At 45.1% G+C, this 15959-nt stretch carries 9 protein-coding genes and 3 pseudogenes; 4 read left to right on the top strand and 8 right to left on the bottom strand.

The genetic code is table 11. The features are described from left to right. Nucleotides 1–50: 50 nt before the first annotated feature. Nucleotides 51–1010 (top strand): aldo/keto reductase, encoded by a 960-nt coding sequence (locus AC1EK4_RS05965; protein WP_036898239.1) that lies wholly within the window; start codon nucleotides 51–53, stop codon nucleotides 1008–1010. A 109-nt stretch (nucleotides 1011–1119) separates the two neighbouring features. Here AC1EK4_RS05965 and AC1EK4_RS05970 read toward each other — a convergent pair whose 3' ends face one another. Then, complete coding sequence (locus AC1EK4_RS05970) at nucleotides 1120–1797, bottom strand: M15 family metallopeptidase (RefSeq protein ID WP_480357404.1); 678 nt, start codon at nucleotides 1795–1797, stop codon at nucleotides 1120–1122. Nucleotides 1798–2085: 288 nt separating this feature from the next. Here AC1EK4_RS05970 and AC1EK4_RS05975 point away from each other — a divergent pair. Next, nucleotides 2086–2166: pseudogene (locus AC1EK4_RS05975) on the top strand (TonB-dependent receptor domain-containing protein); the annotation flags it as partial. A 246-nt stretch (nucleotides 2167–2412) separates the two neighbouring features. Here the strand turns inward: AC1EK4_RS05975 and AC1EK4_RS05980 are convergent. The 7 genes and pseudogenes from AC1EK4_RS05980 to leuS all read right to left on the bottom strand — a co-directional run bounded on the left by AC1EK4_RS05980 (nucleotide 2413) and on the right by leuS (nucleotide 11699). Then, the gene (locus AC1EK4_RS05980; protein ID WP_480357406.1) at nucleotides 2413–3825 is read right to left on the bottom strand and encodes a hypothetical protein; all 1413 of its coding nucleotides are present in this window, start codon (nucleotides 3823–3825) and stop codon (nucleotides 2413–2415) included. Between the two features lie 8 nt (nucleotides 3826–3833). Further along, nucleotides 3834–5831: a type IX secretion system anionic LPS delivery protein PorZ gene (gene porZ / locus AC1EK4_RS05985; RefSeq protein WP_480357408.1), complete on the bottom strand. Its 1998-nt coding sequence runs from the start codon at nucleotides 5829–5831 to the stop codon at nucleotides 3834–3836. Continuing rightward, nucleotides 5828–6730: a glycosyltransferase family 2 protein gene (locus AC1EK4_RS05990; RefSeq protein ID WP_480357409.1), complete on the bottom strand. Its 903-nt coding sequence runs from the start codon at nucleotides 6728–6730 to the stop codon at nucleotides 5828–5830. The genes porZ and AC1EK4_RS05990 overlap by 4 nt, the downstream gene beginning before the upstream one ends. Before the next feature lie 6 nt (nucleotides 6731–6736). Further along, nucleotides 6737–6937 (bottom strand): annotated as a pseudogene (locus tag AC1EK4_RS05995) (non-canonical purine NTP pyrophosphatase); the annotation flags it as partial. Nucleotides 6938–7093: 156 nt separating this feature from the next. Beyond that, a pseudogene (locus AC1EK4_RS06000) lies at nucleotides 7094–7873 on the bottom strand (non-canonical purine NTP pyrophosphatase); the annotation flags it as partial. Then, complete coding sequence (locus AC1EK4_RS06005; protein WP_036898225.1) at nucleotides 7870–8796, bottom strand: YitT family protein; 927 nt, start codon at nucleotides 8794–8796, stop codon at nucleotides 7870–7872. The gene AC1EK4_RS06005 and the pseudogene AC1EK4_RS06000, both read right to left, overlap by 4 nt. Before the next feature lie 8 nt (nucleotides 8797–8804). Then, nucleotides 8805–11699 (bottom strand): leucine--tRNA ligase, encoded by a 2895-nt coding sequence (gene leuS / locus AC1EK4_RS06010; protein ID WP_480357410.1) that lies wholly within the window; start codon nucleotides 11697–11699, stop codon nucleotides 8805–8807. A 423-nt stretch (nucleotides 11700–12122) separates the two neighbouring features. On the opposite strand from leuS, the gene AC1EK4_RS06015 reads away from it, so the two are divergent. After that, nucleotides 12123–13487, top strand: coding sequence for an NAD(P)/FAD-dependent oxidoreductase (locus tag AC1EK4_RS06015; RefSeq protein ID WP_036898219.1), 1365 nt, complete (start codon nucleotides 12123–12125; stop codon nucleotides 13485–13487). A gap of 85 nt (nucleotides 13488–13572) precedes the next feature. Continuing rightward, the gene (locus tag AC1EK4_RS06020; protein WP_062434254.1) at nucleotides 13573–15909 is read left to right on the top strand and encodes a peptidase associated domain and porin domain-containing protein; all 2337 of its coding nucleotides are present in this window, start codon (nucleotides 13573–13575) and stop codon (nucleotides 15907–15909) included. The last annotated feature ends 50 nt before the right edge of the window (nucleotides 15910–15959 follow it).

A 15959-nucleotide genomic window follows, 5' to 3' on the forward strand; every position in this document is an offset into this window, starting at 1 on the left:
TTCTAAAAACTTCTAACTCTTCACTACTAACTACTAATTCTACAAAGAGCATGAATCTCAAACTACGGTACACAGCAGCGGAAGAGCGTTACGACCATTCCGGCACACTCTATGCCCGTTGTGGCAACACAGGAGTGAAACTTCCACGTATCTCACTGGGCTTTTGGCACAATTTCGGAGGCGTAGACCCTTACGAACGAAGCCGCGCTATCACCCACTACGCATTCGACCATGGTATCACCCACTTCGATTTGGCCAACAACTACGGTCCTCCTTACGGCACGGCAGAAGAAACAATGGGGCGCTTGATGGACGATGATTTCCGCCCATATCGCGACGAACTCTTCATATCTTCAAAGGCCGGATACGACATGTGGCCCGGTCCTTACGGTGAATGGGGCTCTCGTAAGTATCTCATGGCAAGCATTGACCAAAGTCTTAGACGCATGCATTTGGACTATGTAGACCTCTTCTACAGCCATAGATTCGACCCAGAGACCCCTATCGAAGAAACTTTGCAAGCCTTAGTAGATATTGTACGCGCGGGAAAAGCACTCTATGTGGGCATCAGCCGTTGGCCGTTGGAAGCCTTGAAGAAAGCCGACAAGTATCTACGCAAGCGCGATGTGCCGTTGCTTATCTACCAAGATTGCCTGAATATGATAAACCGTAAGCCTATGGACGAAGGACAATTGGAATATTGCCGCACCCATGGTATCGGCTTCATCAGCTTCTCTCCGCTTGCCCAAGGACTGCTTACCAACCGTTATCTAGACGGTATCCCGGCTGATAGTCGCATGGCTCATCACACATCATTGCCCGAAGAGCGACTCACACCCGAACTTCTTGCGCAACTCAGAACATGGAACCAAGAGGCCGAAGCAGCCGGACACACACTCGCAGAGAAAGCTTTGCGATGGATTTTAGAACAACAAGGCGTGACAAGTGTGCTCGTCGGAGCCAGCTCCGTAGCCCAGTTGGCTCAAAATATGAAGTGTGTTGAGGATTAATTTGTAATAGTATACTGTCTAAAAGACAACCACTTAATTACTGTAAGCCTTTAGGTTTACGGTAATTAAAAGAATTGTCCTTTGGACAAAATTCAGAAATCTATCCTCCTTATTTAATCACTTGGTAGGCACGTTTCGCCTCTGCCCGACTCTTAAAATTAAAATGCCACCACTCCGTGCGCAGTCCTCTGAAACCGGCATAACGCATCACTTGACGTAACAATCGGCGATTATCGCGTGCCCGACGACTGATTTTGCGCTCGGCCACCAGTGCATCTTCGCGGTCTATATGAGCTGCCGCACCCATATAATCTATCTTCGTTCCCATATCAAGCGTGTCACCTCGCGCATCACACAAAGTGATATCAACCGCCAACCCATAGTTGTGTAAACCGCCACCATGCGCCGGATTGCTCACATAAATATCTTTCGACGTATTCTTCACACAGTCCCACATCTTCTGTTGGATACTCATGGGACGAGCCGCATCGTACACCTTGAGTGACAAGTCGGGGCGTAATTGCTTCAACCGACGCTGTGCTCGTGCCAGTGCTGCGGCTGCTTGGGGATGTAAGTAAGCCTCGCGCAAGTCATCGTAAAGCACCCGCCCCGTGAAATTATCGGCACGCCCATACATCAGACTCACTTGAATCGTAGGCTCAACTTGCTTCACATTCACGTAACCACGGCGTTCTAAGCTTTGCGCCATGCGACTTAACTGTTGCGCCAAAGCCCAATATGGCATTGCTAACAACCATAATAAAAATGAAAAACAAACCTTCTTCATACCACAAAGGTAAACAATTCCATCTGAAAGCATATATTTACACTTTACAATACTTACTTATAATACCTAAAAACTCAATACCACAGAAAATCAAGAAATGTTTACCTACTTTTAAGTATTGTTGATATATAAAACAAAGTATAATTTTGCACCGGATAAAACAGTAACTTCAATAATATGAAAAGAATGTATTTCGTAGCACTCTTTGCCTTGATGGCAGTGCTACACTGCGTGGCGCAAGATACAGACGCGATGCTTTTTGGTGATGTGAAAAGCATCGTAACAGGCAAACATATCGATGATGCAGCCTTCATGTATGCTCCAGTATACGGTGCAACATGGTATGGCGGTGTAAGCATAACTCTCTAATTTAGTCAATAGGCACCAGTCGTGGTGCTAACAGTAAGGGATTACCATTTGAGATGAATGGTAATCCCTTTGTTTTTAATAAGTCTTATCGAATGACACAATATATTATAGGTTAGCACGGGAAACATCATTTCCAAGAACCATTGCTATGTATGCACTAATAATATGCTATTTGTTTGGAAAGACTAAATCTAATAGAGTATCTTTGTACACTAAAGAGATATGCAGGCAAGTGATAATACGAAACTATCGAGACACCACCTTCATTCTCTCCCCATCATAAACCATCACGCAGCGATAGCCCTTTTGATGTGCAAGTTTTACCAATCGTGGGATAGCAGCCTTATTATCACGCTGTATCAATGTATCTTTCCATTCTTTCGGCCATCGGTATTCGCTTGCATGTATGGCAGCTCTACCCCAACCAAAAGCCTTGGCAGGAGGTACAAGGAACGAAGAATAACGTATTACAGTGTCTTCCAACGTGATGCTATAAACGCTATCAACTGGATTTTTGAGCACTCGCAGCGTGTTCTCTCCCATACGTTGAGCCAATTGCCCTGCTGCTCTTGCAGCATCCCAATGGGAAGTGGCTATCATGAAAGCAGACACCATATATAATAAGGTGAAACCTATGATACGCTTAGAGACTGTTTGCTTATCTAGCAGATAGGCTACCAAGAGAGCTTCCAAACCTAAAGAAGCGTAGGCATGCATGACGGTAAAGATAGTTGCCAAGTGAATGGAAGCACCTAAGAAAATGCAGAATAGGAACATCCAAAACGTCCGTTCGCGCCAATAACGGACCTTTGAAGCAAACAATGACAGGTAAAACGGCATGGCCATAAAGAAGGTTAAGACTGCACCGGCAATACCAATAGGGCTTCGACGCATGAGACCTACATAATCAGTAGGGACACATGTAACTGCCACAAACTTGGCGATATTCTTGATCTTGACTGCCAAAGCAAAACTATAATATTCATTGTTGACATACATCCCACTGTTGGGCAATGACAATCTTGCAATACCATACAGCAATATGCAGCCAAATGCAAGACCGGCAAACTGCCATAAGCAACGCATGGAAAGCCTATTGGTTCCCCAAGCAAAGAGAGGGATAATGGCAAACCAAAGGATTCCGTTCTCCTTGGAAAGCACTGCAAAATAACAACAAACGACATAACAAGCAATACGAACGCTACCTTGATAACGCAAAAAAAGTAGAAGTCCTATCAATCCCCACAAAGCTGAGTAAGTCTGGTTAATGGAATCGATATCCAACACCGTGCCCAACATGCCCGGAGCAAGATAGAAAAACAAGGTAGCTATGTTTGTAGAAGCAGCCTTAAACTTCAATTTTTGGCACAAAAGGAATACACATACGGCAGCCAAAGTATGTCCCAAGAGCACTATCAGATGGTTGAGCGCAGGGAATAGATGGTAATTGAAGCCCAGCACATAGCCTATCAATCCGTCGAACGGACGCCAATAGACGCCTGCAGGAAAAATGACTTCCGATAGTTTTCCGGTGTAGGGAGTCGTCAAGTAAGTCCAATCATCAAATGTAGGTTGTAACTGTAGCAGGGCCCATAAGGCAACAGGGAAGAAGCATAGAATAATGGCAATAGCCCAATGAGTATGTATATACTGTCGCATAATACTGGTTAATTAATGATGGCAATCTTACATACCGTTCCTTTATCGCCATCTTGCGTAGCCGTTTGTACCATATATATTCCACTAGGGACACGCCTTCCATTCGTACCGGTGCCGTCCCAAACGAACGTACCACCATTGCTGCGCCCTTGTTTAACTAAATATCCGGCTGCCGAAACTATCTTAACATCGGCATCATAGGTCAATCCCACTACCGTGATAGGCCCGGTATAGTCGGGGCGAACAGGGTTCGGATAGGCATAGACCGTCTCTTTGGTCATGATAGCGGCAGCTTTGGTGGCATCGCTTTGATACGAACAAAGTCCCTTGGATGTACCGAAATACACCACACCGGAGGCATCGTCAATGGCTATACTCTGTACCTCGTCGGAGAGAAGTGGGCTACTTGATGCCACAAAATGTTGCAACTCAGTCTGGTTGTCAGCACTGATGAGGTAGACACCATTGCCATTTGTACCGAACCATTTGCGCCCGGCACCGTCTATAGCCATTGAGAGAATATCCACACCACTTAATAAGTAGGAGGCAAAATTGGTACCATCGTTACGCGCCACCTTCACTTGTGTGAATGTATTTCCATTATTTGCTATCTCGGAAGCAGATAGATAGACAGGTCCGACATTCGTTCCCACCCATATATTCTTATCCAAATCTTCTTCCACACAACGCACATAACCTATTTGGAGGGGCGTTCCGTCTTGGTTAGTAATAGTAGGATAAGTCTTAATAACATCGGTAGCCGCCTGATAACAGGCCAATGCCGGTACACGATAGAAGTTATTGACAAACCACATGAGACCACGACTATCAAACATAACATCCGCCATATTCTCCCAAGAACGGTTGTTATAGACCATCAACTCTTTATGGTAAAAAGCTTCCCACGTATTGTCATTCTTCAATTCAAGGATAGACGTGGAGGGACTAATGCTATTCATGACCCACAGATTACCTGTATTGTCATGGCAAAGTCCAGTTGTCACAACATAATTGCGATTATTGTTGCCTACTGTGGAAGCCGTCTGTAGCGGACTATTATGATTGGAATACTCCTTCACCATCTCGTTGTTGAGATACTCATATACCCCCGTTTGCCCACAAGCAAAAACATGCTTCTCATTGGTGGGGTCTACACTCAACGCCGCAAAGTTCACAAATACGTGGTTCAATGACGGTTGTTTTTCATTTGTCACAGCCCAGTCGCTCCCATCAAATATCTGGATAACAGCCGGAAGATTATCTGCATATCCCGGAACTGAATAGAGTTTTCCATGCTTAAAAAGTAGGAAACCAAAATCATTATACTTGGGACCACCGGGCTTCAACGACTTTACTTGCGTCAAGAGGGCATCGTCTATCGACTTTACACAGGCTTGATAATCGCCCACACGAGCCCATACTGCCTTATCAAGCAAATTACTTGAGAGTGCAGCGGCATAAAGTCCTTGCACACTGGAAGCCACATACAGCTTGGCACCATCAATATATGTATAGTCTATACGGAATCCGAGATGATATGTTTCAGCTATTTCGGCATTGTCCATATTGACCTTGACAACTCCGAAACCGGTGGAAAGATAGGCAAATTTGCCGTTGATATCAACCCCATAGATCGTTTTATCGCCGGCAATACTGGCATTATAATAGCCTAAAATATTGGTAGTTCGCCCATCAGCAGAGAGCAAATCGATGTTCCCGTCGGTATAAACAATGATAAGTTTACGGACAGTTTGCGACCATGCTATAAACGAAATATCGGTACCACTCAACCCATTGGTCTTGTCATAAAGTTGCAAGCTGTGGTCATTTTTGTTGTAAGTGTACAGGCTTTTAGATGCCAACACATAGAGCATATTGCCACCTTGCTGCACATCGGTAATATCACTGTAAGCACGATAAGCCTTCCATGTGCCGATAGACGCGGCTTGTAAGGCAGTACAAGCGACACAAAGGAAGGTTATCAAATTGAATATTCGTTGTTTCATACGTCTTCTTTAGGATTGATAAGGCTAGCTAAAAAGAGAAGCTTGTATATATTTAACAGAAAAACATTGGGTTTATTGCCTTCCAACCTATGTTTGATACGGGAACCAAAGAGATGGTATAGCTGTTTGAAAAAGGGATGCAATCGAAGCCGATGAAGTATTTCGATCACGTGAAGTAAGGACGAATAACCCTGCAATCGATTGCGACAACCGGATAAAACACGCAAAGATTGCTCTGTTTTTTGTAAGAAAAGAGCGTTCGACTCAAACTCATTGAGCTGCACGGGATTGTCAATATGCGCAATAGTAAAGCCCTGTTGCTCAACGAACTTGCCAAACAACACGTCTTCATAACCGTAGATTCGGATACTTTCATCAAACGGACACCGCTCGGCAACAACTCTACGAACAAGGAAATTAGTACTACGAAACTGCCGAAAACCGTACTGTTGTCTTCTTTCGACGGTATGTTTACACTCCGACCGTTTCTCATAGAGCCATCGAAGATTGTCCTTCCAAAGTTCTACAGTGCCTCCAATAGTTATTCCACCTACCACGATATCGGCCTGTGAGGATAGATATTGCAAGATGAAATGAGGATTATCGAGCGCCAAATCGCCATCAATAAAGAGCAAAAAGGGATAATGTGATTGCGCAGTAAGGAAGTTTCGAATACCCGAACGACCACGATTGACTTCGCATTCGATATAAGACACGTGGTCGAACTGCCAAATAGAGCGATTAGCTTCCACATAGCGGTGCTCCGTGGAAGCATCGTCGGCCACGATTATCTCAAATGTTAAAGCACGAATGGCAGCACATTGAGCATGCAATGCGGCCACCAAACGCATACAATAGCAGTTGTAGGTGGGCAGAAGTATCGACAGCTGCGTAATCAAGACGTCCTATTCTTCGAGTGAATGGAGATACTCTGCCAACTTCTCCACGGCTCTGGCGCGATGCGAAATCTTGTTTTTCACCTCAGCACCCAATTCCGCAAAACTCTTATCATAGCCTTCCGGAACAAACAGCGGGTCGTATCCGAATCCCCCACTTCCACTCTTTGAGTGTGCAATGGTGCCGGAAACAGAACCAGAGAAGAAGATAGGCCCCTCTAAATCTCCCCTTGAAGGGGAGACTTGAAGACTAGAATCAGAATAAGATGCTGTCATTGTCCCTGTTGAATCGTCCCCTAAGGAGGAGACTTTGGAAGTTTGTTGAGAAGCAAATTTTAGTGTTTGTAATTCACTAAGATGTTTTTTAATAGTTTGAATTACGCCATCCATATTCTCAATAACTTCTTCATTGGCAAACCTAACAACCTCAAATCCCAATTTGTTTAAGTCTTGTGTACGTTGCTCATCGGTAATTCGCTGGTCGTAAGAGCGATGATATTCACCATCAACTTCTACTATTAAGCCCACAGAAAGACACACGAAATCAGCAATATAATCACCTATTATATGTTGTTTGCGAAACTTAAAACCAAGATTTTCGCACTTGATAGCATCCCATAATGCACGTTCGGCATCTGTCGTATGACCAATGTTCTCCTCCCTAAAAGCTTTTAGGATACCATAGTTAGCACGATTTGCTGTTTGATAAGCATGAGAATGCTTCGATAAAGGAGAAGACACTCCCCCTTCATTGGGGAGACGGAGAGGGCCATTCTGAATCAAACAAATCACCGTTCTGAACTGTGCGCGGCGATTATCCTTACCCTCTAGCTCTCTCAACAACTTCGCCATATTAGCTTCGGAATCGTGATCGGTACCCTCAGCATAGCGTGCACTGTGCACACCGGGGGCTCCATCGAGCGCCTCAACCTCCAACCCTGTGTCGTCGGCAAAGCAACTCAAGCCGTAATGTTCGTACACATACTGCGCTTTTTGCAACGCGTTTGCTTCCAAAGTATCGCCTGTTTCGGGAATATCTTCATGACAACCGATATCGGCAAGCGACACTATTTCAAAGCGATTGCCCAATATTCGTCGAATCTCATCGAGTTTATGAGCATTGTTGGTAGCAAAAACTATCTTCATTTCTTTTCTATACCCTTAGGTACTTTCACCTTCATCTCGTCGAAACCTTCACCATATACTCCGATAACGGCCGACTGACTGACAAACGCATTAGGGTCAATCATCTTGATAAGACGGAAGATATACTGGCTTTCTCGCTTCTTGGCAAGAATACAAAGCACCTTCATTTCCTGTCCGGTATACCATCCATGCCCATCGAGAATGGTCACACCGTGATCCATCTGTGTACCAATGGCATTGGCAATCTCTTGATATTTCTTGCTGAATATCATGAACTGAACCGACTCTCGACGCGCATTCATCACATAATCAAGTACGAAATTCTCGATAACCATCGTACAAAGACCGAACACCAGCTTCCTCCAATCCTCGAAAACAGGGTAAGAACTACCAATAATCAAAAGGTCTACGAAGATCAATACACGCCCCAGAGAGATGTTATGATACTTGTTGACCACCGCAGCAATGATGTCCGTACCACCCGTTGAACCGTTATGTAGGAACACAATGGCCAACGATGCACCCGTAAACGAGCAACCAAGGATGAGCGACATGAAGTCTTGACCATCGCCAAGTATTCTAAGCAACGTGCCATCGGGCTGTGTAACGGCTTTCTGAGCAACATCAAGAAGCAGCGAAAGAACCAAGATTGCATAGATGGTCTTCATCAAAAACTTTACTCCAAGTATCTTCAATGCGACACCTAACAACAACGCATTGAGCACAAAATAGGAGTAAGCCAACGGTATTCCCGTCGCATAGAAGATGATAGCAGCAATACCCGTCACACCACCGGTAACGATTCCGTATGGTAAGAGGAACACTGCCCACCCGAAAGAGAAGAGCAGTAGTCCCAGTGTCAAGTACAGATAGTCCCTGACTTCGTCGCGTATGACGGGGCTAATGTTAAAGGGTAAATTCATATACTGATTTATTTAAGTACGATATTAACTATCTTCTTGGGCACGACAATCACCTTTACGATGCTCTTTCCCTCTAGATATTTCTGACTACGCTCATCTTCCAACACGGCTTTCTCCATGAATTCCTTGGTTGCATCGGCCGCAAATGTCTTTTGATAGCGAGCCTTTCCGTTAAAGGAAATGGCCAATTGAATCTCGCTTTCCACCAGATATTGCTCATCGAAAGCCGGCCATTGTGCATCGCAAATGCTACCCTGCTCGCCCAACGAAGCCCAGAACTCTTCGGCAATATGCGGTGCAAACGGTGCGATGATAATGGTCAACGCACGCAATATCTCGCGACTATGACACTTCTGCTGGCTCAATTCGTTCACAGCTATCATGAAAGCGCTGATAGCAGTGTTGTATGAGAACTTCTGAATATCATCGGTTACTTTCTTAATCAACTTGTGTAGGCTTTTCAACGAGTCCTTGGTAGGAGCATCGTCATTGACCAAGAACGTGTCATTCTCGCCACGTGCATCCCAGAAGAGTGCCCAAAGTTTCTTCAAGAAACGGTGACATCCATCAATACCATTGGTATCCCAAGGCTTGCTAGCCTCCACCGGGCCGAGGAACATCTCGTACAATCGCAGTGTATCGGCACCATATTTATCGACAATCATGTCTGGGTTGACAACGTTGAACATAGACTTCGACATCTTCTCCACAGCCCAACCACAAATATATTTACCGTCTTCGAGGATGAATTCTGCATTCTTATATTCCGGTCGCCAAGCCTTAAAGGCCTCGGTATCGAGTACATCTGCATTCACGATATTCACGTCGACGTGAATCGGAGTGGTCTCGTATTGGTCTTTCAAACCCAACGATACGAAGACAGGAGCCTTGGCCGAGTCGGCGTTATTCACCCGATATACAAAGTTGGAGCGTCCCTGTATCATGCCTTGATTGATGAGTTTCTGGAACGGTTCTTCCTTGCAACTCACGCCCATATCATACAAGAACTTGTTCCAGAAGCGCGAATAGATAAGGTGTCCGGTCGCATGTTCGGTACCACCGACGTACAAATCTACGTTCTGCCAATAGTTATCGACCTCTTTCGACACCAAAGCCTCATCGTTACGGTTGTCCATATAGCGCAGATAATAAGCCGAACTACCCGCAAATCCGGGCATGGTATAGAGCTCGATGGGGAATACCGACACGTTGTCTACAAGACTCTTGTCTACCACTTTCTTGTTCGCGGTGTCCCACGCCCACATCTTAGCACGTCCCAATGGTGGTTCGCCCGTCTCCGTTGGTTCGTATTTATCGATTTCGGGCAACTCCAACGGCAGGCATTCTTCCGGAATCATGTAAGGCATCTCATCTTTATAGTACACGGGGAACGGCTCTCCCCAGTAGCGTTGACGCGAGAAGATGGCATCGCGGAGGCGATAATTCACCTTCACACGGCCCAATCCATTGCTCTCAACATATTTTTTTGTGGCTGCAATGGCTTCTTTGACACTTAAACCATTCAACACCAAACCACAACTCGACTCTCCTTGAGCCGGCGAATTGCATACAATTCCCTCCTTGGCATCATAACTTTCCTCACTCACATCGGCTCCCCCAATCAGCGGGATAATAGGCAGATTGAAATGTTTTGCAAACGCATAGTCGCGACTATCGTGTGCCGGAACGGCCATAATGGCACCTGTTCCATAGCCGGCCAATACATATTCGCTAATCCAAATAGGTACCTGCTTGCCTGTGAATGGGTTGATGGCATAGCTACCAGAGAACACACCCGTCACTTTTCGGTCGCTCATACGGTCGAGTTCGGTACGCTTCTTCACGTATTCCAGATACTTCTCCACCTCTTCACGCTGCTCATCGGTAGTTACCTGAGCCACATATTCGCTCTCAGGAGCCAATACCATGAACGTAACACCAAACATCGTATCGGCACGAGTGGTGAAGATAATGAACTCTGAAAGGTCAGATTGGTCGGATAAAACAGACTTGTCAGACACTGCTTTCGCCAACTTGAACTTCACCTCGGTACCCTCCGAACGACCAATCCAGTTACGCTGGGTCTCTTTCAACGAGTCAGTCCAGTCTACACTGTCCAATCCATCGAGCAAACGCTGTGAATACGCCGATGTGCGCAAGCACCATTGGCGCATCTTCTTTTGTACCACGGGATAGCCACCGCGTACACTTACGCCATCGACCACCTCGTCGTTGGCCAACACCGTACCCAGTCCGGCACACCAGTTAACCATTGTTTCGCCTAGATAAGCAATACGGTAGTTCATCAACACCTGCTGTTGTTCCTTCTCGCTCATGCCATTCCACTGCTCGGCCGTGATGTCCAAGTCCTCGCTTTGAGCCACTGTCAAGCCTTTGGTACCATTCTTTGAGATATATTCCACAAGCTCCGTGATGGGACGAGCCTTCTGTTCTTCGTTGCAATAATACGATTCAAACATCTTCTCAAAGGCCCACTGTGTCCACTTATAATACCCCGGTTCGCAAGTACGCACTTCACGTTCCCAGTCGAAACAGAATCCAATCTTGTCGAGCTGTTCGCGATAATGGTTGATATTCTGCTCGGTTGTGATGGCCGGATGCTGCCCTGTTTGAATAGCATACTGCTCAGCCGGCAAACCATAAGCGTCGTATCCCATCGGATTGAGCACATTATAACCTTGCAAACGCATGTAGCGAGCATAGATGTCGCTGGCTATATAGCCCAGTGGATGGCCCACATGCAAGCCGGCACCCGATGGGTATGGGAACATATTGAGCACATAGAACTTCTTACGTGTCTTGTCCTCAGTCACACGATAGGTAGCATTCTCCACCCAACGCTTTTGCCATTTCTTCTCGATTTCTCTGAAATTGTATTCCATTGTCGTATTGTTTTGTAGGTCGACCGCTCTTCACTGTGCCAAAAACGGGTTAACATGAGCCGTCATTCCCTTGATTATATTCTGATTGCAAAAGTAATAAAAATAAGTGGTATTTGTACCTTTTACACCTATATTAGTATAGATTGGTATACTAAGAGGCTTATTTGCTTGTAAGACGGAAAACTTTCTGGCTCTACATCTCTTACCTTTTAACTCTTACCTTTGCCCCCTCCCCTTTTGGGGAGGGTTGGGGTGGGGCTACTGCTACGGCTCATCAGAATTGCTGCCAAGCCCATTCAACAGCACTGAAAAGTCGAGGCAGCAATACTGAAAAATATCTGCAGCGATAAAATAATCATAAGTGAGTAGAGTATATTTATCTAAAATTGAGTAATTTTGCAATGGTTTTAAAGTATATAGGATATGAGTTTAAATATTAGCAAAGGCAATCAAAAGAGAGTAGTTATCGTTGGTGGCGGATTCGGAGGACTAAAACTGGCTAACAAGTTGAAAGGAGCCGACTATCAAGTGATTCTCATCGACAAGAACAACTACCATCAATTCCCCCCATTGATTTACCAAGTAGCATCGGCAGGAATGGAACCCAGCTCCATCTCTTTCCCTTTCAGACGGAACTTTCAAAACCGTAAGAACCTATATTTCCGTATGGCCGAGCTGCGTGCGATATATCCTGACAAGAAGATTATACAAACTTCCATCGGCAAAGTGGAGTACGATTACCTCGTACTCTCGGCTGGAGCAACCACCAATTTCTTCGGAAACGTGAACGTAGAGCACAATGCCGTACCCATGAAAACGGTATCTGAAGCCATGGGATTGCAGAATGCCATTCTCTCAAACATAGAGCGTTCCATCACCTGTGCTACCAAATTGGAACAACAAGAACTCTTGAACGTTGTCGTTGTTGGTGGTGGTGCATCGGGCGTAGAGGTGGCTGGCGTGCTCTCAGAGATGAAGAACACTATCTTACCTCACGACTATCCCGACTTGGATGCGTCGCTCATGAATATCTACCTCATCGAGGCGGGCAACCGATTACTCCCTGCTTTCTCTAAAGAATCGTCTGATGAGGTAGAGAAATACCTGCGTAACATGGGTGTCAACGTACTACTCAATAAGATGGTAACCGATTACCAAGATCACAAAGTGATGTTGGCCGACGGTAGCAGCATTTCTACACGTACTTTCATCTGGGTGAGTGGCGTCAAAGGACAGCCTGTCGGCAATCTCGACAATGCTCTTTTAGGGCGCGGCGGACGTATCAAGGTGAACGAATTCAACCAAGTAGAGGGATTAGAAGATGTATTCAGCATCGGCGACCAGTGTATTATGAGTGGCGACGAAGCCTATCCCAACGGTCATCCACAGCTGGCTCAAGTAGCTATCCAGCAGGGGGTAAACCTCGGTAAAAACCTTCGCCGACTCGAAAAAGGCAAAGAACTGAAACCATTCCATTATAAGAACCTCGGTTCGATGGCCACCGTAGGACGCAATAAGGCTGTAGCCGAGTTCGCAAGTATCCGTTTGAGCGGTTTCATCGCATGGCTCATGTGGCTCTTAGTGCACCTACGCTCCATCTTGGGCGTGCGCAACAAGGTGGTGGTATTGCTCAACTGGATATGGAACTACTTCAACTACAACCAGTCGCTCCGCATGATTTTCTACCCACAGAAAGTATTGGAAGTACGCGAACGCGAAAAGCGTGAGGCTCGTGTGCATTGGGGTGAAGACCTCAACGAGCAAGAAGAGGAAAACGAAAAGAGGTAAGAAAAAACCTCATAAAAACCCGTTGGTGGAATTAATTTAGTGCATACTTAATTCTGCCAACGGGTACTAACAATAAAATTAGACTATGCGAAAGATATTTTTTGCTTTGGTTATGTTATTGCAATCCATATTCTTGCATGCATATGTAGTAAAGGGATCTGTGGTTGACGAAAAGGGTAAGCCGATACGGAAAGCCTTGGTTATCGGACGTAACAGTATGAAGAAGGTGGTTGTCGGGGTTGAAACCGACCCATCGGGGATGTTTTCATCGGCAAACGTCACTGATTCTATATTGACAATCGAAATATCGAAAGAGGATTATACCACGGTCTACATCAGAATATCGGGAACTGACGGTAAGTTTGTAGATTTGGGTACAATAGAACTTAAACCTATGGAAGTGAGTTTGGGAGAGGTTGTTGTCACTGCCCAAACGGTCATTCAAAAGCCAGACAGATATATCATCATCCCGTCAAGAAAGGAGTTGGACCGGGCAGCCAACGGTTTGTCACTGTTGAGCGACATGCAATATAAAATGCCGGGACTGACGGTGAACGAGTCTTTGCAAACGGTTCAGGTGGATAATGCGACACCTGTTTTTAAGATTAACGGAAGACCGTGTAGTCTAAGTCATTTCTTGGCGTTAAACCCGCAACGTATCTTACGTATTGAATACCATGACAATCCTGACGTAAGATATGAAAACCGCAGGGTGATTAATGTGATACTCAATCCGAGAGGTGATGGGGGATCGGTCATCGCCAATGTGCTGACAGGGGCTAATGCAGGTTTTCTCAATGGCAATATTGGTTTGGAGTATTATCGCAAGAAATCCGAATGGGAACTCAATTATAGCACCAACTGGAGAGATTACGATGAGAGGGAAATAAACTCTTCCAGTGAGTTTATCGGACGGAATGCCCCAGTCTTGAGAGAAAGAAACGGAATACCCGGCGACTTCCGCTACTGGTGGAATACGATATCATTGGGTTATACCTATATGCATGATCCTAATACGGTTTTTGCGGCAAAGGCTGGTTTTGGAATTGAGAATCAAAAGATGGATGAAGATTCATGGAACACGCAGCAATATATGGGTAACCTGTCAAAATATCAGAACCTGACGCACAAAAAATTGAAATACTGTCTGCCCACAATCGATTTGTTCTTCAAAAAACAGATAGACGAAACACAATACATTGAAGCCAATGTGTATGGCATATATGGGTCGGGGGATTATAACCGTCGATACATCAACTTATATCAAAGTCCGTTGCCCGATGATTCCGTACTGTCGCTAACAAACGATAAGTCGTGGCGTTTAACTGCCGATATGATGTATTCTAAAACCCTCAAGAACCTTGTCGCAGCCTTGGGAATCAAGGAGTATTATAACAGTACCGACAACGAACAAACAGAGAATGGGATTTTAGGTAAGGGTAAAATCACTCAGAACAGGCTGTCGGTGTACGGTCAACTCCAGGGAAAAATCAAGCGTCTGAATTACGGCCTTAGTGCTATCGGCATTTACAATCATGCCAACAACAACTCGTACAAGACAGATGCTGTAAGGCTGAAATCAAACATCGTTGTCAATTATCCGCTATCACAACGTCTGACGTTGAATTATCTGCTGATGCTCGAACCGTCGCTGCCGTCAGTTACGCAGCAGTCTGCCCTGACACAAAGGGTTGACGACATTACCATCCGGCAGGGTAACCCAGACCTGAAACCGTCTTCCTACATTAGGAACAGGGTGTATGTACGATATGCTGATAAACGTTTTACGGGCTCTTTGTGGGCTTCTTACAGCAGGACAGAGAAACCTATCTACTATACTTATAGCTATATCAGTGATGTTTCAAGTCCGTATTATGATATGTTTATGAGTCGCCCCATTAACGGACAGCATAACGACCAATTCAATCTTGAGTTGAACTTAGCAACACAAGAGCTTTTCGGGTTTGCAACAGTATGGGGGAACGTAGGTTGGAACAATTTGCATATCACCATGACAGATAAGAGTTATGTCAGGAACCGACTATACGCATCCCTGAATGGGACGTTGTCTTTCGGTAATTGGCTTATAACTGCTATGTATCAGATACAGCCCGACTATATCTTGTCAGGAAACTCATACAGCACAAAGGATAGGTGGAACACTGTCAAGATTCAGTATAAGTACAAGAACTGGCACTTTTCACTTACAGGGGTGAATATGTTCACAAAGCGAGGCAGTGTTTATGAGAATATCGTCGTATCAGACGTCCACCCCGAAGAATACAGCCAATGTATCAAGGATAATGCTAATATGCTGTTGTTGGGCGTGAGTTATAGGCTTGATTTTGGCAAAAAACGAAACAATACCAAACGCTCCTTGAACAATGAGGGAATAGAACGAGGAATTGATATTAATTATTAAAAGTAAATTTTTAAAAAAATAAATCACTTTGGCAAATGGAGAGTACAGAC

The sequence above is a fragment of the Prevotella sp. C0026C3 genome, from assembly GCF_056590795.1.

Bases quoted from the DNA above. Each gene is read 5' to 3' on its own strand.
- porZ (WP_480357408.1), bottom strand. From the start codon at position 5,831: ATGAAACAACGAATATTCAATTTGATAACCTTCCTTTGTGTCGCTTGT.
- AC1EK4_RS05965 (WP_036898239.1), top strand. From the start codon at position 51: ATGAATCTCAAACTACGGTACACAGCAGCGGAAGAGCGTTACGACCAT.
- AC1EK4_RS06020 (WP_062434254.1), top strand. From the start codon at position 13,573: ATGCGAAAGATATTTTTTGCTTTGGTTATGTTATTGCAATCCATATTC.
- leuS (WP_480357410.1), bottom strand. From the start codon at position 11,699: ATGGAATACAATTTCAGAGAAATCGAGAAGAAATGGCAAAAGCGTTGG.
- AC1EK4_RS05970 (WP_480357404.1), bottom strand. From the start codon at position 1,797: ATGAAGAAGGTTTGTTTTTCATTTTTATTATGGTTGTTAGCAATGCCA.
- AC1EK4_RS06015 (WP_036898219.1), top strand. From the start codon at position 12,123: ATGAGTTTAAATATTAGCAAAGGCAATCAAAAGAGAGTAGTTATCGTT.
- AC1EK4_RS06005 (WP_036898225.1), bottom strand. From the start codon at position 8,796: ATGAATTTACCCTTTAACATTAGCCCCGTCATACGCGACGAAGTCAGG.
- AC1EK4_RS05980 (WP_480357406.1), bottom strand. From the start codon at position 3,825: ATGCGACAGTATATACATACTCATTGGGCTATTGCCATTATTCTATGC.